This is a genomic window from Bacillus manliponensis, assembly GCF_000712595.1.
Taxonomy (GTDB): Bacteria; Bacillota; Bacilli; order Bacillales; family Bacillaceae_G; genus Bacillus_A; species Bacillus_A manliponensis.
This window is the reverse complement of record NZ_JOTN01000083.1, coordinates 1-481: the sequence shown is the minus strand read 5'-3', so window position 1 is coordinate 481 and position 481 is coordinate 1. Positions and strand designations below refer to the sequence as shown.

The 481-nt window shown below is 32.4% G+C and carries 1 pseudogene; it reads right to left on the bottom strand.

Going from position 1 to position 481, the window contains the following annotated elements:
- Window positions 1-103: 103 nt before the first annotated feature.
- Window positions 104-481, bottom strand: a pseudogene (locus BAMA_RS23685) (hypothetical protein); the annotation flags it as partial.

Genomic DNA, 481 nt, shown 5'->3' with positions numbered 1-481 from the left:
TTTACTAATGATTTTAAACATATTTTCAGCTATTACCAATCCTACTGCCACTTTAGCCTCTGTATTTAGTTTATTGATAAAGTCCATAATTATCATTCCTTACCTATTTTCTTATTTTCACAACATTTTCTGCCAAACCATTTATCACTTCAAAAGACAATGTATCTCTTGGATATGGTAAATCTGAATCTATTTCAGTCGATACTTTAATTTTTAAGTTAGGATACATATCAGTCAATTGCTTAAAGATTCCCCTTTCATTATCGGGAACAGAGTTAAACAAACCTTTTGTACACTTATTACAAACTCCATTGGGATTTGATTGATGAATATATAGTGTTCCCTTTACATCCTCTGCCTCTAATTTCGCTTTTTTTACAGCAGCTTCAAATTCAGCTATAACACCTTCTTCTGCATGATCCATGAATTGAGAATGACCTCTTACTGCTCTGTTATAAGGGGCTCTAATTTCACGATTAGG